The sequence below is a fragment of the Paenibacillus campinasensis genome (assembly GCF_002272015.1).
Taxonomy (GTDB): Bacteria; Bacillota; Bacilli; order Paenibacillales; family Paenibacillaceae; genus Paenibacillus_AQ; species Paenibacillus_AQ campinasensis.
The window spans coordinates 121106-140701 of the sequence record NZ_NPBY01000030.1 but is presented as its reverse complement, the minus strand read 5'-3'; the positions used below and the strand labels follow the sequence as shown (position 1 = coordinate 140701).

Here is a 19596-nt window from a genome sequence, read left to right as displayed (position 1 = left end):
GAAGGGTTCTGCGCTTAAGCATCCCCGCGTATCCCGGCCCGCTTGCTTATTCCGTGGACGCCGGGCGATGGGCGGTAGGACTGAAGATCGTCTCAAAGCCCGTGCTGGCCAGATGAGGATAGTTCAAGCACAGCTTCCGGTAGGCGGCGGTAATACGGCCGTGAAGCGGATGGCTGAATGGGATGCCGAGCACGTGCGAGACCACTTCACGAATCCCTTGCTTGCGGATTTGTTCTTGCAGCTTCAGCGCTTCGGGATCGTCGGCGTGATCAAACAGAAGGGCGGCGGCAATGGCCGTAACCAGACCGGATGTATTCAATCCGAGTCGCTCAGCCTGCATGGCGGGATACACCAGGCGTTCACTGGATGAGAGCTTGCGGATCGGGGAACGGGCGACACGAGTGATCGGATCGTGAAAATGCGGGTTTGCGAATCGTCCCAATATTTTCTCGATATACAGCCGATGCTTCTTCTCGTCGAAACCGTAACGCTCGCGGAGCAGCGCTCCGGTCTCCATTAGCACCCCGGTAACTTTGGAACGGATGCCGGGATCGGACATCGCGTCCTGAATTGTAGAATAGCCTTCCAAATATCCGAAATACGCGGCGCAGCAGTGTCCGGTATTCACGGTGAACAGCTTTCGTTCCAAATAAGCGTCGAGCGAATCGGAGTAACGGACGCCCTGCAGAGGGGGAAGCTCGCCCTTGATCTCGTTGCGGTCAATCACCCATTCGGAGAAAGGTTCGACCATCACTTGCAGCGGATCTTTATGCTTTTGCACGGGGACGATCCGGTCCACCACCGTATTCGGATAAGACACGAAGCGGTCGGCATCTTGAATTCCCCAGTTTTCCAGGTAAGGGGAGACCCATTTCTTCAACAACTGGCTTGCTCCGATCCCGTTCTCGCAGGCCATAATATGCAGAGGGGTTGCATTGCCCTGCTTTATCCGCTGGCGAATCCCGCGGGCAATCGATTCGGCAATGTCCTTCAGTGCGCTGATGCCAACAGCCGTAGTGACGATATCCGCTGCGGCAATCTGCGCGGTCACTTTGCCAGACTCCCCCAGACTTAGCGCCGTTACGTTGCCAACGATCTCGGATTTGCGATCCTCATTGGCCAGCACAAGAGGGTATTCCCGCCGGGTCTGAAGTTCGCTGATTTGCTTCTTGTTGCGGGCGACAAAACATACATGGTAACCGGATTTGGACAGTATCGGGCCGATAAAACCTCTGCCGATGTTCCCGGCCCCGAAGTGGACAGCTTTCATCGTGTATTCCTCCTTTTTGGTCTTGAAGACTGAAATGAAGAAGGAACAGGACAGGTAGGGGACTTGATATTTCGCTTCATCATTATCTCCGTCCTGTTCCTACAACTTGCTGAACATCCTTGTCGGACAGGCCTTTGATTATGATCGGTGTGAATGGAGTATAGAGGATTACTTAGCTGTTAGCTAAAAATTTTGCGTGTGACTACATGTTCGAAATCGAGGGAACTTAACGAATCGGTCTTGTGATGCGGAACATCAAACTCCAGATAACGGGTCAGTTCATTGGGGATAACTACGCAATGCATGCCTGCAGCTGCGGCTGCTTTCGAGCCGTTTGGGGAATCCTCGATGGCCACGGCATCCGAAGGCGCGAGGTCCAGAAACTCCAGAGTTTGCACATACAGCTCAGGATCAGGTTTAACCCGGGCCACATCGTCAGAAGTGCGGATACATTCAAAGTAATCTTGAATATCAAGCAGCTCCAAATGCTTTTCAACCCAGGCCTTGGAAGAGCTTGATGCTAGCCCCAGCTTTAGATTTGCCTCTTTCGCCGAGTTCAGAAACTCCAGAATGCCCGGGCGGATTGCCTCTTTCTCCATCAGTTCACTGTGCCGCTGCTGAACCGCGATGCGGAATTCCTCTTTATCAATGGGCAGGTTCAGGTCGGTCATCAGATATTCGTAAGGATTAAAAGAATTCAAGCTGGTGCCGATACAAGTGGAATAGTGTGCGAGTGTCAGCTCTACTCCATACTCCTGGTAGGCTTCGCGAAAAGCATAGTACCAGGCAGTCTCGGTATCGATGATCGTTCCGTCAAAATCAAAAATGAAACCTTTGATCAATTTAACCACTCCCTCATGTTAATAAAGTGTTAGTTAATATAACAAAACGAGTTGGATATCCGGCGGTTCCCATAATTGAATTCGCCGTTGTCGTTAAAAAAACCGTAACATAAGCTTTGTCAAGTCGTCAACGCGGCAGATAATCTGACGCAGTGTGATTGCGGTTTCATACGGATCGATGGAAGCACTTGCATTTTAAGCTTTTCATTCATGTGATTGTGGAGAATGCAAGCTAGCTAGAATCCGGTTTCATTCCCGGTGTATCAGCATATTTGTTCCGCCTGATCCGGAAGGGCTGTTACCAATAACGATCGTGAGGCATCGCGCTCCGGCATGCTGTTTTAAGAAAAAAATTATTTTTTTTAGTTTTGGCCCATTTTTTGAGGAGACGTCTTGTGAAATTGGATTCCCGATATATGATAAAAGCAACAAGTATGCATCGTTGTATCATCAGGAAACAAGGTACATAACAGGTGATGCTGGAAGGGGAATAGGACGTGTCGTGGTCTAACAGTGTGGCTTTTATTATCCTTTTGGCGGTCGCTGCAGCGGCTGCTATCGTAATCAAAATCATTCGATCCCGGATCGATCGTCATCAATATAATGCATATGACGCCGGAGACGACTTGTACGAGGAATATGAGGAATACGAGGAATACGAGGAGCCTGAAGAGTTTGTATATGGATCGATCGTCGTTATTCAGTTCATAGGCTTGGCCTCTCCAATATATTGGGTGGCTCATGAATGGGAATTTGATGAGTATGGTGTGCTTCATCTGGACTACCTGGAGGATGGCCGAAAGGTAACGGTTTCCGGCACTTATACTGTAGAGTATTTATCGGATCGCAATACGCTCGAAAGTGTCATCAGCCGGTATAATCTGGATGAATTCTTATGTAAAAGCTAATATGAGAGGACGTAAGCCGGCGCTGATCTGCGCGGGCTTTTCTTTTTTCATTATGATTAATTAGTGATTTTTGTCACGAATTTATAACTTTTTCCCGCATGCGCTGCTGATTTATGTGATTTTTATCACAATATTCAAATTATCCCTCTGCGAAAATACAAACAGAACCGTGAGCAGCCGAACCGAACTTCACAAGGCATGCTCAATCGAAAGGAAAGAAAGGGGTATTTTATGGATCCGGTCATGCTGGCGCGAATTCAATTCGCATCGACAACCATTTTTCATTTTATTTTTGTGCCGCTATCCATCGGTCTGGCGTTTCTGATTGCCATCATGGAGACGATGTATGTGGTGAAAGGCCAGGAAGTGTACAAGAAGATGGCCAAGTTCTGGGGCAAGCTGTTCCTGATCAATTTTGCGGTCGGGGTCGTAACAGGCATTCTGCAGGAGTTCCAGTTCGGGATGAACTGGTCGGATTACTCCCGCTTTGTCGGGGACGTATTCGGTGCGCCGCTGGCGATTGAAGCGCTGCTGGCCTTCTTCCTGGAGTCGACCTTCATCGGCTTGTGGATCTTCGGCTGGGACCGCCTGTCCAAGAAGGTCCACCTGCTCTCGATCTGGCTGGTTTCCCTGGGGACGGTCATGTCGGCGTTCTGGATATTGGCGGCCAACTCTTTCATGCAGCGTCCGGTCGGCTATGTCATCAACAACGGACGGGCAGAGATGAACGATTTCTTCGCGCTCATTACGAATGGACAGCTGCTGGTAGAGTTCCCGCATACGATATTCGGCGCGCTCGCCACAGGGGCATTTCTGGTCACCGGGGTCAGTGCCTATAAGCTGATGCGGAAGCAAGACGTGACCTTCTTCAAAAAGTCCTTCCACATTGCGGTTGTTGTAGGGCTGATATCCTCTATACTCGTAGCCGTATTCGGTCATCAGCAGGCGCAGTACCTGGTGCAAACCCAGCCGATGAAGATGGCGGCGGCGGAAGGCTTGTGGGAGACAAGTGATGATCCGGCGCCATGGACGGTCATTGCGGCTATTGATCCTGAGAAGCAGCAGAACGCCATGGAAGTGAAGGTTCCGTATTTGCTGAGCTTCTTGTCTTACAGCAAGTTTTCCGGGGAAGTGGTCGGGATGAAGGAGCTTCAAGCCCAATACGAGCAGGAGTATGGGCCTGGTGACTATATTCCGCCGGTGAGAACGACCTTCTGGAGCTTCCGGATTATGGTGGCGTCTGGCACAATCATGATTCTGCTTGGCTTGTATGGCACGTGGCTGGCACTGCGCAGGAAGCTGGAGCAGGCCGGCAAATGGTTCATGGGCCTGATGCTGTACAGCATTTCGCTGCCGTTCATAGCCAATACAACCGGATGGATTATGACGGAGATCGGGCGTCAGCCATGGACGGTATTCGGACTGATAACAACAGAGAACAGCATATCGCCTAACGTCAGCGCAGGCTCCATTCTGTTCTCACTTATTACGTTTACTGCGATCTATGCCGTTCTGGCTGTCGTAATGGCCTATCTGTTCGTGAAGGTCATCAAGAAAGGGCCATATGCGGAAGAGACGGGCGATCAACATGTGAGCGACCCGTTCGCGAAGGAGGAGGACTACAATGCTGTCTCTTAATGAACTGTGGTTTATTCTCGTTGCTGTGTTGTTTATCGGTTTCTTTTTTCTGGAGGGCTTCGATTTCGGAGTGGGCATGTCGACCCGGTTTCTCGCGAAGAACGACACAGAGCGTCGTATTCTTATCAACTCGATCGGTCCGTTCTGGGATGCGAACGAGGTGTGGCTGCTGACCGCCGGAGGTGCGATGTTTGCCGCATTCCCGAACTGGTACGCCACGCTGTTCAGCGGTTTCTATATTCCGCTTGTGTTTTTGCTGCTGGCGCTCATCGGGCGCGGGGTCGCCTTTGAATTCCGGGGAAAGGTCGATAACACCCGCTGGAAAAAAGTATGGGATGCGGCAATTTTTCTCGGCAGCGTGCTGCCTCCGTTTCTGCTTGGCGTTGTGTTCGCCTGTCTTATTCAGGGGCTTCCGATTGATGCGCAGATGCAGCTGCATGCCGGCTTCTTCGATGTCGTGAACCTTTATACAGTGGTCGGCGGCTTGACGATGGTAATGCTCTGTCTGCTGCACGGCTTGATGTTCACTACGCTGCGCACGACAGGTCAGCTCCAGGAGCGGGCGCGCCGCCTGGCCCGGCGTTTGCTTCTGCCGGTTGCAGGGCTGTTCATGGTCTTCGGCGTGATGACTTACATGGTGACGGACATTATCGAGAAGAAGGGCATGCTCGTATCGCTGCTGCTCATCCTCGCGATGGTAGCCTTTCTCATCGGCGGCTATTTCATGAGCGTCAAGCGCGACGGCTGGGCGTTCGGGATGACCGGCGCGGTCATCGTGCTGCTGGTGACGTCGGTGTTCGCCGGGTTATTCCCACGCGTCATGATCAGCTCCATCAATTCGGCATTTGACCTGACGATTTACAATGCGGCCTCCGGCCCGTACTCGCTGAAGATTATGACCATCGTCGCTGTCACCCTGCTGCCATTTGTGCTGGGCTATCAGATCTGGAGCTACTTTGTGTTCCACAAGCGCGTGAATGAGAAGGAGCATCTGGAATACTGATGGGCAAGGAGCTGCTGGGGTATAAAGGGGCGAAGCCGGTATTTCTTCTTGTGGCATTATGTACGGTAGCGCAAAGCCTGGCCATCATTCTGCAAGCGAAATGGCTGGCAGAAGTCATCTCGGCGCTGTTCTCGGGCTCAAGTCCGTACCAGCAGGCCGGAGAGATCGGCTGGTTTCTGCTGGCGTTTCTGGCCCGGCACGTCATCTCCATGCTGCAGCAGCGCCTGGCCCAGCGGTTTGCCGAGGAGACCGGCTCCGATCTGAGACAGAGGCTGCTGGCAGCGCTGTTCCAGCGCGGCCCGGCGGCTGTTCGTACCGAAGGGACCGGGAATGTGGTCACGCTGGTGCTGGACGGGATCGGCAAGTTTCGCAAATACGCCGAGCTGGTCATCCCGCGCATGCTCGGGGTAGGAATTACACCAATTTTGGTATGGCTGTATGTATTTGCGACCGACCGTATATCGGGCCTGATTCTGCTCGTGACGATGCCGATACTGATCGCATTTCTCATTCTGGTAGGACTGGCTGCGAGAAAACAAACCGAGAAGCAGCTAGGTTCCTACCGGGTGCTGTCCAATCACTTTGTCGATTCGCTGCGCGGGCTGGAGACCTTGAAGTATCTCGGTCAAAGCGCTGGCCACAGCCGCAGCATCAAGCAGGTTAGCGAAGGGTATCGGAAGGCAACGATGCGGACGCTGCGCGTAGCCTTTCTGTCCTCTTTCTCACTGGACTTTTTCACAATGCTGTCCGTAGCCACTGTGGCGGTTAACCTGGGCCTGCGCCTGATCAATGGCAGTCTGGAGCTGCTGCCTGCACTGACGGTGCTGGTGCTTGCACCAGAATATTTCCTGCCTGTGCGCATGCTCGGGGCTGACTTCCACGCGACGCTGGACGGCAGGCAGGCGGGGCTGGCCATGCAATCGATGATCCGGGAGGCTGAAGCCGAGTCTGGCGCTACGCCGCTCCCGGACACGAAGCAGCCAGCAGCAGGCGAGCAGAAGAGGCCGCCTCAAGCTCAAGGTCCGCAGCGATACGCGATAGGGAATGCGAATGGCGGTTCATCAGGCCTTCCGCGTAAAGCCGGGAAGGGCCCGGCCGCACCCCCGATCGGGAAGTCCTTTGCCTGGGAGACGGACAGCCTGCTGCGGCTGACCGGGATCGGCAAGCGGTATGAAGATGGCGGGCGCGCGTCTTTGGAGGGAATTGACCTTCAGATCCGGGGGCGGCGAAAGGTTGGCATCGTGGGCGAGAGCGGTGCAGGCAAGTCAACACTGATTGATCTGCTTGGCGGCTTCGTCCAGGCATCGGAGGGAACGATCTCGCTGGATGGCGTGCCGATGTCTGATGCAGATAGGCGCGCATGGCGTGAACAGATCACTTACATGCCCCAGCATCCGTATCTGTTCAGCTGCTCTCTTGAGGATAATGTGAAGTTCTATGCACCGGATGCCTCAAGGGCAGAGGTTGTTCAGGCGGTAGAGACGGCCGGACTGTCGAAGCTGGTGGCGTCATTGCCGCAAGGGCTGGATGAGCACATTGGCGGAGGCGGACGGGCGCTTAGCGGCGGACAGGCACAGCGCGTGGCGCTGGCGAGGGCGCTGCTCGGCAATCGGCCGGTGCTGCTGCTGGATGAGCCTACGGCGCATTTGGATATCGAGACCGAGTATGAGCTGAAGGAGACGATGCTTCCCCTGTTTCGGGATAAATGGGTGTTCCTGGCAACCCACCGCCTCCACTGGATGCCGCACATGGATTACATTATTGTCCTGGACGCCGGACGAGTGGCCGAAACCGGGACACACGGAGAGCTGATGGCCAGGCGCGGGGTTTACTATCAACTGATCACATCGCAAATGGAGGGAGTGCTTTGAAGCAGGAATCGTGGCTTATGCCGTATGCTACCGCGCATATTTGGCGGTTTGTGCTGATCGCGGTGCTCGGCATTCTGACTGTTCTGTTTGCGGGGGCGTTGATGTTCACCTCCGGGTATCTGATCTCCAAATCGGCACTGCGACCCGAAAATATTCTGATGGTGTATGTTCCGGTAGTTGGCGTGCGCACATTCGGCATCGGCCGTGCGGTCATCCATTATGTGGAGAGGCTGGTCGGGCACGACACCATCTTGCGCATCCTGTCACAAATGCGCCTGCGCCTGTACAACCTGCTGGAGCCGCAGGCGCTCCGGCTGTCTTCCCGGTACCGCACAGGCGATCTGCTGGGCGTCCTCGCAGAAGATATTGAACGTCTTCAGGACGTTTATATCCGAACCGTCTTTCCGGCTGTGACCGCACTTGTGATGTACGGGGGGATCGTGGCGGCGCTCGGGGCTTTTGATCCCGGATTTGCCGTCTTGATCGGGTTGTATGTCTGTCTGCTTGTGTTTGTTCTGCCGCTCATTTCGCTGCTGCTGACCAAGCGGAAGAACAGAGCGATTAAGCAGCAGCGCAGTGCATTATACCGCAAGCTTACCGATGCTGTGCTCGGTCTGAACGAGTGGTTCGTGAGCGGTCGTCAAGAACAGTTCCTGCGCGGATATGAAGAGGATGAAGCGGAGGTAGACCGGACGGATCGACAGCTGAAGCGCTGGGCACGGTGGCGCGGCCTGATCGCGCAAGGGGTGGTGGCGCTGACGGTCATCTCGGTATTGTACTGGACAGGGCAGCGGCACGGGGAAGGCATGCTGGATGTGACGCTGATTGCCGCTTTTGTCCTCGCCGTTTTCCCGTTGATGGATGCTTTTCTTCCCCTGTCTGATGCAGTGGAGAAGATACCGCATTATGAGGAATCACTGGCCCGTCTGCGGGCGATTGAGGCAGGAAACGCAAGGGGAGGGCTGGCCGGTGCTGCATATGATAGAGAGAGTGTGGAGAATCGAAACCGGTCCGGAATGCAGCATGCCGCCAAGCTGGACCTGGCGAAGAATGCCCGGTTCTTGTCCGACGCGGGCGCGGGGGTTCATATTCTTGTGAGGGATGTCTCATACCGTTATGAGAAGGAATCCCTCTCAGCTCTTGCGACAGCAGAAGAGGAGGGCCTTGAGCGAGAGACCCGGTATGCGGTTCGTGGTCTGTCGATGGACATCCCTCCTGGCTCGAAAGTAGCGGTCATTGGCCGATCCGGTGCAGGCAAGTCGACGCTGCTCAAGCTGCTTCAAGGCGTTATCTCTCCATCGGCGGGCAGTGTCACGTTGGACGGGAGTCCGGCGGACCATTATGGAGATGGCATGGCTTCGTTTATATCGGTACTGAATCAGAGCCCGCACCTGTTTGACACGACACTGGAAAACAATATCCGGCTCGGGCGTCATGACGCTACAGCAGAGGAAGTGGACGAGGCGGTAAGGCTTGCCCGGCTGGGGCCGCTGGTGCAGTCGCTTCCGGCAGGCCTCAAGACACGGATGCAGGAGGCGGGCCAGCGTTTCTCCGGCGGAGAGCGGCAGCGCGTGGCCCTCGCCCGCATTCTGCTGCAGAATACGCCGGTTGTCATTCTGGATGAGCCGACGGTCGGCCTTGATCCGAAGACTGAGCGGGATCTGTTGTCCACCATTTTCAGCAGTCTGCATGGCCGCACGTTAATCTGGGTTACGCATCATCTCGTAGGGATCGAACAGATGGATGAAATTGTGTTTATGGATGAAGGGGAGATTACGATGAGAGGGACGCATGCCGAGCTGCTCCAGCGCTCCTCTCGTTACAGACGCTTGTATCAGCTCGACCGGCCAGGCGTCATGTGAACTCCCTCGGGGTGACACAACAACATACAGCCCGAGTCTTCGAAGGATGTGTTCTTCGAGGGCCCGGGCTTTTGTGCGTCGTAAACGTGAGGAAGATGATCAACCGGCACAGCCTGCATAGGGAGCCATGGATCGTTGTAAGCATGAAGGGGAAGCATTTTTCATTCCGCTGCCATCTGTGTCATAATAGGATTGGAATTTAAAGCGTTTTTACATGATGGGTAACGGCTAGCAAAATAGACACGAGGAGGAAGAAGAGATGGACTACCGTATTGAGAAGGATACGCTTGGTGAAATCAAGGTGCCTGCGGATAAGCTGTGGGCTGCCCAGACCCAGCGAAGCTTGGAAAATTTCCGCATAGGCACGGAAACGATGCCGATGGATATCATCCGGTCCTTTGCCGTGTTGAAGAAAAGCGCCGCCATTGTGAATGGCAAGCTGGGCAAGCTGGAGCCGGGCAAGGTAGAAGCGATTGTGACAGCGGCTGACGAGATCATCGCGGGGCAGTGGGATGAGCATTTCCCGCTGGTGGTATGGCAGACCGGAAGCGGCACGCAGTCCAACATGAACGTGAATGAAGTGATTGCCCGCCGCGGGAACCAGCTGTTGAAGGATAAAGGGGCGGACACTGCGATCCACCCGAATGACGATGTTAACAAGTCCCAAAGCTCAAATGATACGTTCCCTACCGCGATGCATATGGCGGCTGTCGTGGCGGTGGAGGATCAGGTGCTGCCGGCACTGCGGCGGCTGAAGCAGACGCTTGCGGACAAGCGTGATGAATATAAGGATCTTATAAAAATCGGACGCACCCACCTGCAGGATGCAACGCCGCTCACCCTCGGACAGGAGATCAGCGGCTGGCACCGGATGCTGGAGAAGTCCGAGCAGATGATTGTGGCTGCTGTCGAGCCGCTGCGCGAGCTTGCCATTGGCGGTACGGCGGTTGGTACAGGCATCAACGCTCATCCGGATTTCGGCGATATGACCGCTGCCGAGATCAGCACCCAGACCGGCTACAGCTTTACCTCGGCAAGCAACAAGTTCCATGCGCTGACGAGCCATGATGAGCTTGTATTTGCTCATGGTGCGCTGAAGGCGCTGGCGGCTGATCTGATGAAGATCGCCAACGATGTGCGCTGGCTGGCCAGCGGTCCGCGCTCCGGCATCGGCGAGCTGACGATTCCGGCTAACGAGCCGGGCAGCTCGATTATGCCGGGCAAGGTGAACCCGACCCAGAGCGAGGCGCTTACGATGGTCGTATGCCAGGTGATGGGCAATGACGCTGCCATCGGCTTTGCGGCAAGCCAGGGCAATTTTGAGCTAAACGTGTTCAAGCCTGTCATCATCTACAATTATCTGCAGTCGGCTCGTCTCCTTGCGGATGCGATGGATTCCTTCAACCGCAACTGTGCGGTGGGCATCCAGGCGAATATCGAGGTGATTCGGGCCAATATGGAGCGCTCGCTCATGCTGGTCACCGCCCTGAATCCGCATATCGGCTACGAGAACGCGGCGACCATTGCGAAGCTGGCACATCAAGAAGGAACGACCCTGCGCGAGGCAGCGATCAAAAGCGGCCTGCTAAGCGGCGAGGAGTTTGACCGCATCGTTCGTCCGGAAGAGATGATTCACCCGAAGGCGTAGGGTTGGCGGAGACCGTTCAGTAGGTCAGCAAGCATAACCATTAGCGTCACTTCCCCTTTCACGGATGCTTTCACGATAATCCCTTTTAATCAGGTAGCGAAAGAAACGGAGAACTGCCGAGAAGGGGATAGGTACATCGGCATAAACAAGCGCTGCTCCAAGTCGCGCTGCAGGAGGAAGGTGTAGGTGGGTAAGGCTGGCGATTATTTCTCCACGCCCTTTTATTCGATCTTTTAATGAGCCTATAGCCTATGCTAGCTCCCAGCCTGAACTCCCGTTTTTTTGCTCCCTGAACGAAAGGGATAATCATGCAAGGGGCAAGGGCTCAGAATCGAGGAGCCGATCACGTTGGGAATTAGGCTTGATATAAAAAAAGTTGGACGGGAAACATAACGTTTCTCCGCCCAACTTTTTATTATGGGGACTTCACTGGAATTGGAATACTCTAGCTCCGATTCGCCTACCGAACACCCTTTGCTACATACCCAACGTGTTGCTGCTGCTTTTATACCGCGCCACTCTGTTGGCCAGTACGGTGATCAGGAAGGAGCATAACAGGCTGGCAGCCATCGAGATTAAGAAGCCGGTGGTGTTGTTGGACGTAATCGGGCCGACAAAGGATGGCACATAGGCGGTGCCCCTTACGCCGAATAAACCGACAAGCATACCGCCAAGCCCGGCTGAAGCGATAGCTCCGGCGAAGACAAGCTTGTTCGAGAACATGAACGGATATGCAGCCTCCACGAAGGTGCCAAACCCCATATTGATCGCAAAACCCGGTGCGGCTACCGCGGCTTCTCCTTTATTGCGCGGGGAGATGATATTGGCGAGCGTAATGCCAGCCGACACCATAACCAGGCCAACCATATCCACGGCCCCCAAGAAGCTGTTGCTGGTCGTCTCCATCTCCAGCAGGACGATGGGCAGAATGGCGGCATGATATACGCCGCCGATAATGGCCGGCCATATGAGCAGACCCGCTACTAATCCAGCGATGGCAGGGTTCCAGGACACCAAGGTCTCGATCAGAGCCCGGATTCCTTCCCCGGCTGCCAGCGCCACCGGCGCGATAAGGAAATAAACGATAAGTCCGGATATAAGGCCCGAGATCCCGCCTGCCACGATATTGACGGTTGTCGCGGGGAAGCGCCATTCCACACATTTGCGGAATACATAATGGACGATCAGACCTGCGCCAATCCCGCCGATCATCCCGCCGATAATGCCTCCCTCAACGGACAGCACACCAGCGACAATGCCGGCGACAATCGATACCTCGTCCAGCTCGGAAATTTGCTTGGCTGCGATGACGGATAGAATGACCGGCAGCGCCTTGATCATCAGGTCGAACACTTCGGACAAGGCCGACAACCCCGGAATTTTACTGGCTGCCAGAATAAGGGCCATGCCGATGAATCCGGGCAGCGACGCCATCATAATGCCCCGAATGCTGATGCGGCGCCACGGGGAGGCGGAGACGGCTTGATCGCCAGCACCTGTCGAAGCGGCAGCCTGTCCGATCACCGGGCGATAGCTCAGCTTCCAGTGCTTGCTGAGGGAGGTTGCAAACGCAACGGCACGGGTCCGGTTCGTCGTGCCTGTCGTGCCGGAGGCGGCAATCACGTTGGCCCCTTTGGACTGGATGACCGCCATTGAAGAACCGCCTGTGCCGGTTAACGGAATTTTCTCCTTCACGGCCGCGGCAATGGCATTTCGATTGCATCCTTCCGGATCGGCGCTCATCACAATCAGGCCATCAATTTCGGCAAGCTCAATCTGCTCGGCGATTTCAAGATCGAGCCGCTCGGCGGCTTGATTGACCTCCTGCAACGTTCCTTCAGCCACAACAATCGGCTGTTGCTGCGTCACACTCCAGCCGTACAATTTGGCAGGAGTACGGTCTGTTGCCGTATCCATAGAGCCTTCGGCAGCAATGAACTGCAGAGCCCCACAGGACAGGCCGGCGCTTTTTAGCTGCACTAAAATTTCATCGAGAAGCTTGAGCGGGTCTCTGCCCCCGAGGTTGTACAGATTTCCGCCGCTGCTTCCGAGAATGGCGATTTGACGATTCATAGGCTGAAGCCTCCTGTATGTAGAAATAAACTAAAGACTATATTACAGCAGAGTTATAACTTGTTAAAGTGTTAAATTATCCAGAAAAAAATCTGCGGCCCCCTTCCCGAAGGAGGAGCGCCGCAGACGGTAATCATGGTTATGAATGAGAGTGAGAATCTTCAGCGACCGGGACGGGTTCGTCCTCCTGCGCTTCTTCCGGCAATTGCTTCACGATCTGAAGCTTGGTGTAACGGTGGGTTTTCTTCTCCAATACCGTGAACACCAGATCTTCATAGGTCCAGGAATCGCCTTTCCCAAGCTCGGAGTTGTGGCCGTACAGCCAGCCCCCGATCGTATCCAGGTCATCCGTATCCAGATTGGCCGGGAGCAGATCGTTAATCCGGCTGATCGACACCTTGCCGTCCGCAATGATGCGGTTGGGCTCCGGTTGGGTCAGTTCGTGTTCTTCATCATCATCGAACTCATCGCGGATTTCACCGACGATCTCTTCCAGGATGTCCTCAATTGTGATCATACCCGATGTGCCGCCATATTCGTCAATCAGAATGGCCATATGGGTACCTTCCTGCTGCATTTTGCGAAGCAGTTTCTTGATCGGAATCGCTTCGGATACGGTCATCGCAGGATGAATCAGCTTCGACAGATCCATGTTGGAATTATCATCGAATTCCAGGAAGAACTGTTTCGTATTGATCATGCCGACAATCTGGTCCTTGTCACCTCTGACAACGGGGAAACGGGTGTACTGCTCCCGCTTGATAATTTGTAAGTTTGTGGCCAGCGGTTTGTCTGCATACAGACAGATCATATCGGTACGAGGGACCATAATTTCCTTGGCCAGCATATCGTCAAAAGCAAAGATACGGCTGACGTAGCCATACTCGCTCTGGTTGATCTTTCCGCTCTCATAACTGTCGCTCAGAATCATGCGAAGCTCTTCCTCGGAGTGAGCCTCCTCGTGCTCGCTGGCAGGCTTCATGCCGAACAGGCGAACGAGCTTGTTGGCAGACCCGTTCAGGAGCCAGATGAACGGATACATGATGCGGTTAAACCAGATAATGGGCTGGGCGCAGAGGAACGAAATCGTCTCCGCTTTATTTATAGCAAGTGTCTTCGGGGCAAGTTCCCCGATCACGACGTGGATATAAGTCATAATAATAAATGCCAGTAAGAACGATATCATGGAAGCTACCGCACTTGGCAGCTCCAGACTTTCAAAGACCGGATGCAGTATCTTCTCGACCGTCGGCTCCCCGAGCCATCCAAGCCCGAGTGCGGTAATGGTAATACCTAGCTGACAGGCGGATAAATATCCGTCCAGGTTGGAGGTGACCTTCTTAACGGCGAGGGCGCCCTTGCGTCCTTCCATCACCAATTGATCCACACGACTAGGCCGAAGCCGGATGATAGCGAACTCTGTTGCTACGAAAAACGCGGTTGCCGCGATTAATACAAACACTAGGAATAGATTAAGGCCTATATTGCCATCCACGCAAAAACACATCCTTTTCTCTTCTGATCTGAATTAGTTTTTTGATAACCATGGCGTACTATGCATGGATATCTACATAATTCGATCGGAACTTCAAAGGCTCGAGCAGCATGTGCTTTAGGATTAGGAACGTATCCGATTGTACAGGCTCATCAATGCTCTTGGGCAAGAGCGTTATGAACACCCGGGAGAACACTTCCGGCATCATCCGTCCAGGCTCGGGGCTCTTAGGGAGCATAGGCGGCGCAGGGCGCACGCTCTCCACAGCTTCAGGCGGATTCTCTTTCGATTCGGAAGGCTCCGCGGCAGCGACGGAAACCAATGTAATCATGATTAGCGTCATGCCGAGTATTATACTTAAGATACCGTTTATCCTTCGTATGGGGTCCAAGTGAAATCGTCACTCCTAAGTTCATATCATCGGTTCTTTGCCGCAGCAGGTAACCGAGCGTACCTGACCAGTGGTATTCATTATATGGTCGTTGTAAGGTAATCTTCACCACTATCGATAAAAATAAAACAAAACGTATATGTTACTAATCATAAGAAATAGCAAGCCACCCTGTCAAATACCAATCCAGAAACCCTGGTACGACGCGGATGTATCGCTCTTCAGCAAGCGGCTATGCCGAAGTCAATCGCCAAGCAAGCGGGCCTGAGCCAGGAAGGGTGTTGCCCAACGCCCTTACGCCAAAAGAGCCTCCCTTGCCTGATGCAAGGGAGGCTCTGATTCATGGATTATTATTGATTGTGGCTGGGCAGCTGTTTGACATAGCTGTCGGACAGATGAAGCAGCTCCAGCGCACGCTCGAACTCATTCTCTGTTGCCTTGACGGCGGATGCATCGGAATGTGGGAGAGGCTTCGCTTCCCCGTCCTCAAAGCCGATGCCCGGAATGTACAGCGTCGAGCTGTTGATGAAGGTGCCGGAAGGAAGATAATAGCGCTCCGGCAGCAGGTTCTCTTCGCCATGGTTCAGCAGATCTTGACCAAAGTACAGATGGCCCTCCATCGAGACGCCCATCAGATTCGCGATCGTCGGGAGCAAATCGATCTGTCCGCCAACCTGCTCCAGTACATCCGGCTCAATGCCGCTGCTGTGAATCATGAGCGGGATGTTAATCATATCGGCCGAATCATAGTCGCGGCCGAAAATTTCGTGCATCAGCTCTTTATCCTTGTTGTTCAGCGAGTAAATCGGCAGCCCGAGATGATCGCCATAAACGACGATCAGGCTATTGTCCCAGATGCCGTCTGCCTTGAGCTGCTCTATGAATTGTCCCAGCGCGTCATCGGCATAGTTCTGTGCCCGAATATACTCGCCGACGAAGGTGCCCTCATAGCGCTCCGGCAGCAGCATCCGGTGCTTGTATTCAGGAATCGTATACGGATGATGAGCAGACATCGAAATGACCTGGGCGTAGAACGGATTTCCGGAATGAGCCATGCTTTTCAGCTCCGGCGCTGTTTTCTCATACAGCACATCATCGGAGGCCCCGAAGAAGAGTTTGTCCTCTTCTCCGAAGAAGGACTTGTCATAATAGCGGTCAAAACCAAGCGCCTTGTACAGCTCGCCCCGGTTCCAGAACTCTACGACATTCGTATGGAAAGTCGCCGTATCATAGCCTTCCGCCTTGAGCAGCTTCGGCAGACTTGGCAGCGCCTTGTCCGCGTAATGCTGCGTGGCAGCCCCCCGAGGCGGGATATAAAACGATGTGTTGACTACGAATTCAGCATCCGAGGTGTTGCCCTGGCCGACATTCTGATAGAAGTTCGGGAAGTACAGACTCTCCCGGGCCAGCTTGTTCATGTTCGGCGTGATTTCCTGTCCGTCAAGCTCAAGGCCGATCAGGAATTCCTGGAACGACTCCATCTGGATAATGATCAGATTCTTGCCCTTCGCGACGCCTGCAAGCTGAGGCTCTTCGGGATCGGAAATGCCCTTTAACGCATGGATGGCTTCCTGATTGATAGTCTTAGCATCCACCAGCTCCGTATTTTCCTGCTGGAAAATCGTATAAGCCTCATAGTTGAGAATGCCCATCTCCTGAGCCTTGATGATCTCATTCATGCTGGCGCGATTCGGCATGATCTGAAACAGACAGATCATAAGGGAAAGAACGAATACAACGGAGGTGAGCATCCGCTTTTCCCTATGGGCGTGCCGGGCTTTCCATTTCTTAACCCGGTCGCTGCGCCGAAGCAGAATGAACAAGACGATAATATCGGTAAAGATCAGCAAGTAGTAAGGATCCATGAGAGAGAATACGCTATTGCTGACAGCCGTAACCTGATTCACCTGCTCCAGCGCATGATAGGTTACGATGACACCGTAATATTTATAATACATGATAGCTGCGAAGAAAATGCCCGTCAGCAGCAGGTTGACGGCCATGTAGATCGCCATCTTCCGTTTGGAAGCGAACCATTCAATCAGACTGAACAAGAGCCAGATGAATGGAATCTCTGTAATAAGCGGTCTCCAGGGTAGGACATCGTCAAAGATGACCATCCAGGCGAGATAGCTCTTGAGCAGCAAGATGATCGAAAAAAACATAAAAGGTTTCGTGAGTGTTAACCGAAACCGTGAAGTGGAGAACACTGCGATCGCCTTCCTTTCCATTCCGTCTTCGGTCCTCATTTCGTCACTCTTAGGAATAAAACGTAATTTTGGATTTAAATGTTTCGATATTCTTATCCTGATTTTACAAAACTGATGAACAGAATTTATTATGCCCTCTTCACATCGGGTTGTCAAAGCGGGAAGTCACAGCCGAGGAAATGGAAAATAAGGCAAAACCGGGGTCCGCACAAGAAAAACGGCGATACCCTTCGTTTTTGCCTTTATTTGGGTTATTGCAGGAAGGAGACCATCAGTGGGGCAACCCCAAGCGTAAACAAGGCGGCCACGATCATCGAAATGCTGGATATCGTTCCCGACAGGGAGTTGAACTCAAATGCTTTGGAAGTGCCCGTTCCGTGGGCGCTCGTCCCGAACAGCACACCCCGGGCGATGTCGCCTTTGATATGGAATATGCGCATGATGGGAGGCCCGATCATGGCGCCGAGAATGCCGGTGAGGATAACAAACACCGCCGTCATGTTAGGCACGCCGCCGATCACTGCCGACACATCCATCGCAATGGGGGTCGTAATCGAGCGCGGGATCAGACTGGTGGCCAGATCACTGCTCAGGTGAAGCCATTTGGCGAGCAGCGCAGACGAGATGATGGCAAACATGGAGCCGGTCAGCACGCTGACGATAATTTCGGCGGCATGCTTTTTCAAAGTTTGAAAGTTCTTATATAACGGTACCGCAAAGGCGATCGTCGCGGGTTGCAGCAGCTTGCTGATCCACTGCGCTCCTTCATGGTATGCCTCATAGGAGCCGCCCGCTTGGGTCAGCAGGACCACGATGAGGAGCGGCGTGATCAGAAGCGGGGACAGATAGACCTTCGGCAGACGCTGGTACAGCATCTTGGCGCCCCAGTAGATGCCGATCGTCAGCGGCAAGCCGTATAATCCGAGCAGTAACAAACTCATATGCGCTTTCGCTCCTTTCTGGATGAGATCAGGGTGGCCGTAAGGCCGGATGTGACCATCACGGTAATGGTGCCGATCAAGACAACCGCCAATATTTGAAGTCCGTCGCTCTCCAGCATCGGAAAAAATTTCATAATGCCAACTGCCGCAGGGATGAAGAACAACAGCAGCTCCGCCAGCAGCCAGTTTGCGCCAAGCTCAATCCATTCAAGTTGTAAAATGCCTGTTTCGAGCAAAATAAACACAATGACAATTCCCAGAATGCTGCCGGGAATGCCAATATTCAGCCACTCCACCAGTCGATCCAGCAGCAGGGACAAGAGCATAAAGCCAGCCACCTGCAAACTTCCTATTATGACGTTTTTCATGATCTGTCCCTCCTTTTCATTCTTTAATGAAATTTTACAACGACTGCTTTCATAGGTAAAATGCATATATCGAATGATATCCATTCCATTTATCTATACTAGTAAAACAGTCAGAAGGGATGCGATCAGATGGACATACGTCATTTGCAGTATTTTTTGGAGGTTGCCCGCGCGGGGAGCTTTACCAAAGCGGCGGAGCGGCTGTACATCACCCAGCCCACCATCAGCAAGACGATCCGCAACATGGAGGATGAATGGGGCGTAACGCTGTTTTATCGCCAGGGAAAGAAGATCGAGCTGACTGATGCCGGGCGGATCATGTATCAGCAGGCACAGCAGATGGTTGAGTCCTTTCAGCAGGTGTCCGACGAGCTGGAGGACCTGATGAACCTAAGACGCGGGCATTTGCGCATCGGTCTGCCGCCGATGGTCGGCTCCAGTTTTTTTCCGGAGGTCATCGGCTTGTTCCATCGCGAATATCCTAAGATTACGATCCAACTGTTTGAAGACGGGGCGAAAAAAGTGGAGGCCGATGTGGAAAGCGGACAGCTCGATATCGGCGTAGCAGTGCTGCCTGTGGATGAGCAGGTGTTTCACTCCTACTCTTTTGTCAGGGAGAAGCTGAACCTGCTGGTACATCCTTCACACCGGCTTGCAGGGCGGGAGTGGGTGGATCTGGCGGAATTGGCGGATGAACCCTTTGTGCTCTTTCGCGAGGATTTCACCCTTCATGACCGGATCATCCGGGAGTGCATACAAGCAGGGTTCGAGCCCAGGGTCGTCTATGAAAGCTCGCAATGGGATTTGATCAGCGGCATGGTGGCGGCGAATTTGGGGATTGCCCTGCTGCCGGAGACGATCTGCAAGGAGATTGATTCTTCCAGGGTGGCGATTCTGCCGCTCGACAATCCGACGATTCCGTGGCAGCTCGGGATGATCTGGCGGAAGGATCGCTATATGTCCTTTGCGGCGAGGGAGTGGATTGCCTTTACGCGCAAATTGCTTGGGGAGACAGACGAGCCGGGCGAAATCCGGGTTGACGAACAGGGGGATCGTACAAGAACCTGATCTGGCTG

The 19596-nt window shown here is 53.6% G+C and carries 15 protein-coding genes; 7 read left to right on the top strand and 8 right to left on the bottom strand.

Going from position 1 to position 19596, the window contains the following annotated elements; translation table 11 throughout:
- Nucleotides 1-46: 46 nt before the first annotated feature.
- Together CHH67_RS09955 and CHH67_RS09950 are read right to left on the bottom strand one after the other, a co-directional pair.
- Nucleotides 47-1270 carry a mannitol-1-phosphate 5-dehydrogenase gene (locus CHH67_RS09955; protein WP_095265017.1) on the bottom strand — a complete coding sequence of 408 codons (1224 nt, stop codon included), beginning with the start codon at nt 1268-1270 and terminating at the stop codon, nt 47-49.
- 179 nt (nt 1271-1449) lie between these two features.
- The gene (locus tag CHH67_RS09950; RefSeq protein ID WP_095265016.1) at nt 1450-2112 is read right to left on the bottom strand and encodes an HAD family hydrolase; all 663 of its coding nucleotides are present in this window, start codon (nt 2110-2112) and stop codon (nt 1450-1452) included.
- Nucleotides 2113-2627: 515 nt separating this feature from the next.
- Between CHH67_RS09950 and CHH67_RS09945 the strand changes: the two genes are divergently transcribed.
- From CHH67_RS09945 to fumC, 6 genes are all read left to right on the top strand, one after another.
- Nucleotides 2628-3020, top strand: a complete 393-nt coding sequence (locus tag CHH67_RS09945; RefSeq protein ID WP_218832014.1) for a hypothetical protein — start codon at nt 2628-2630, stop codon at nt 3018-3020.
- Nucleotides 3021-3251: 231 nt separating this feature from the next.
- On the top strand, nt 3252-4658 hold the full coding sequence (locus CHH67_RS09940) for a cytochrome ubiquinol oxidase subunit I (RefSeq protein ID WP_095265014.1): 1407 nt from the start codon (nt 3252-3254) through the stop codon (nt 4656-4658).
- Nucleotides 4645-5661 (top strand): cytochrome d ubiquinol oxidase subunit II, encoded by a 1017-nt coding sequence (gene cydB / locus CHH67_RS09935; RefSeq protein WP_095265013.1) that lies wholly within the window; start codon nt 4645-4647, stop codon nt 5659-5661. The genes CHH67_RS09940 and cydB overlap by 14 nt, the downstream gene beginning before the upstream one ends.
- Nucleotides 5661-7532, top strand: a complete 1872-nt coding sequence (gene cydD, locus CHH67_RS09930) for a thiol reductant ABC exporter subunit CydD (protein ID WP_095265012.1) — start codon at nt 5661-5663, stop codon at nt 7530-7532. The genes cydB and cydD overlap by 1 nt, the downstream gene beginning before the upstream one ends.
- Complete coding sequence (gene cydC / locus CHH67_RS09925; RefSeq protein WP_095265011.1) at nt 7529-9394, top strand: thiol reductant ABC exporter subunit CydC; 1866 nt, start codon at nt 7529-7531, stop codon at nt 9392-9394. The genes cydD and cydC overlap by 4 nt, the downstream gene beginning before the upstream one ends.
- Before the next feature lie 259 nt (nt 9395-9653).
- Nucleotides 9654-11042 (top strand): class II fumarate hydratase, encoded by a 1389-nt coding sequence (gene fumC / locus CHH67_RS09920; RefSeq protein WP_095265010.1) that lies wholly within the window; start codon nt 9654-9656, stop codon nt 11040-11042.
- A 477-nt stretch (nt 11043-11519) separates the two neighbouring features.
- On the opposite strand, the gene CHH67_RS09915 is transcribed toward fumC, so the two are convergent.
- From CHH67_RS09915 to CHH67_RS09890, 6 genes are all read right to left on the bottom strand, one after another.
- On the bottom strand, nt 11520-13115 hold the full coding sequence (locus CHH67_RS09915) for a PTS sugar transporter (RefSeq protein ID WP_095265009.1): 1596 nt from the start codon (nt 13113-13115) through the stop codon (nt 11520-11522).
- 139 nt (nt 13116-13254) lie between these two features.
- The gene (locus tag CHH67_RS09910; RefSeq protein WP_095265008.1) at nt 13255-14610 is read right to left on the bottom strand and encodes a hemolysin family protein; all 1356 of its coding nucleotides are present in this window, start codon (nt 14608-14610) and stop codon (nt 13255-13257) included.
- A 58-nt stretch (nt 14611-14668) separates the two neighbouring features.
- Nucleotides 14669-14941, bottom strand: coding sequence for a hypothetical protein (locus tag CHH67_RS09905; protein ID WP_144029252.1), 273 nt, complete (start codon nt 14939-14941; stop codon nt 14669-14671).
- Nucleotides 14942-15351: 410 nt separating this feature from the next.
- Nucleotides 15352-17232 carry an LTA synthase family protein gene (locus CHH67_RS09900; protein ID WP_244908140.1) on the bottom strand — a complete coding sequence of 627 codons (1881 nt, stop codon included), beginning with the start codon at nt 17230-17232 and terminating at the stop codon, nt 15352-15354.
- 230 nt (nt 17233-17462) lie between these two features.
- Nucleotides 17463-18152 carry a CidB/LrgB family autolysis modulator gene (locus CHH67_RS09895; RefSeq protein WP_095265006.1) on the bottom strand — a complete coding sequence of 230 codons (690 nt, stop codon included), beginning with the start codon at nt 18150-18152 and terminating at the stop codon, nt 17463-17465.
- Complete coding sequence (locus CHH67_RS09890; RefSeq protein WP_095265005.1) at nt 18149-18520, bottom strand: CidA/LrgA family protein; 372 nt, start codon at nt 18518-18520, stop codon at nt 18149-18151. The genes CHH67_RS09895 and CHH67_RS09890 overlap by 4 nt, the downstream gene beginning before the upstream one ends.
- 129 nt (nt 18521-18649) lie before the next feature.
- On the opposite strand from CHH67_RS09890, the gene cidR reads away from it, so the two are divergent.
- Nucleotides 18650-19588 carry a cidABC operon transcriptional activator CidR gene (gene cidR / locus CHH67_RS09885; RefSeq protein WP_095265004.1) on the top strand — a complete coding sequence of 313 codons (939 nt, stop codon included), beginning with the start codon at nt 18650-18652 and terminating at the stop codon, nt 19586-19588.
- Nucleotides 19589-19596: the final 8 nt, after the last annotated feature.

Coding starts and splice junctions, on each gene's coding strand:
- CHH67_RS09915 (WP_095265009.1), bottom strand. CDS start 13,115: ATGAATCGTCAAATCGCCATTCTCGGAAGCAGCGGCGGAAATCTGTAC.
- cydD (WP_095265012.1), top strand. CDS start 5,661: ATGGGCAAGGAGCTGCTGGGGTATAAAGGGGCGAAGCCGGTATTTCTT.
- CHH67_RS09900 (WP_244908140.1), bottom strand. CDS start 17,232: ATGGAAAGGAAGGCGATCGCAGTGTTCTCCACTTCACGGTTTCGGTTA.
- CHH67_RS09940 (WP_095265014.1), top strand. CDS start 3,252: ATGGATCCGGTCATGCTGGCGCGAATTCAATTCGCATCGACAACCATT.
- CHH67_RS09890 (WP_095265005.1), bottom strand. CDS start 18,520: ATGAAAAACGTCATAATAGGAAGTTTGCAGGTGGCTGGCTTTATGCTC.
- cydB (WP_095265013.1), top strand. CDS start 4,645: ATGCTGTCTCTTAATGAACTGTGGTTTATTCTCGTTGCTGTGTTGTTT.
- cidR (WP_095265004.1), top strand. CDS start 18,650: ATGGACATACGTCATTTGCAGTATTTTTTGGAGGTTGCCCGCGCGGGG.
- CHH67_RS09905 (WP_144029252.1), bottom strand. CDS start 14,941: ATGATTACATTGGTTTCCGTCGCTGCCGCGGAGCCTTCCGAATCGAAA.
- CHH67_RS09955 (WP_095265017.1), bottom strand. CDS start 1,270: ATGAAAGCTGTCCACTTCGGGGCCGGGAACATCGGCAGAGGTTTTATC.
- fumC (WP_095265010.1), top strand. CDS start 9,654: ATGGACTACCGTATTGAGAAGGATACGCTTGGTGAAATCAAGGTGCCT.
- CHH67_RS09895 (WP_095265006.1), bottom strand. CDS start 18,152: ATGAGTTTGTTACTGCTCGGATTATACGGCTTGCCGCTGACGATCGGC.